Below are 427 nucleotides of genomic sequence, written 5' to 3' on the forward strand. Positions count from 1 at the left end.
ACATGTGGGCGATGATGGCCAAGGCCGCCGTAGGCAAGGAAGCGCAGGAGGATTTCTACGCCAGCAAGCTGGGTACGGCGCGTTTCTACTTCGCCCGTCTGCTGCCGCGTATTCATTCGTTGAACGCATCAGTACGTGCTGGCAGCGAGTCGTTGTTCCTGCTGGACGCCGAACAGTTTTGAAACAGTAGCAGCGTGTAAGCATTTGCTTACACGTCGTGCTGCCATTTGGCCTCTTCCTTTAATTCGGATCCAAAGTTACTCTAAATCCATGGACGTAGCGCAGGATGCGCAATCAAACATAACAGGGACACGTAGGGAAGCCTGCCAGGATGGTGGGACGAAAGGGATGTCAGGGAAACAGTCTGGAAAACCTCGCTTCGGCGGGGTTTTCTTTGTGCGCGTGTTTTATATCCCCCGCCCAGTGC

The 427-nt window shown here is 54.3% G+C and carries 1 protein-coding gene; it reads left to right on the forward strand.

The features are described from left to right. On the forward strand, nucleotides 1-182 hold a 182-nt coding region (locus EE949_RS10520; RefSeq protein ID WP_164666752.1), incomplete at its 5' end, for an acyl-CoA dehydrogenase C-terminal domain-containing protein. Nucleotides 183-427: the final 245 nt, after the last annotated feature.

The organism is Pseudomonas viridiflava (assembly GCF_900602065.1).
In the GTDB taxonomy this organism is placed as follows: domain Bacteria; phylum Pseudomonadota; class Gammaproteobacteria; order Pseudomonadales; family Pseudomonadaceae; genus Aquipseudomonas.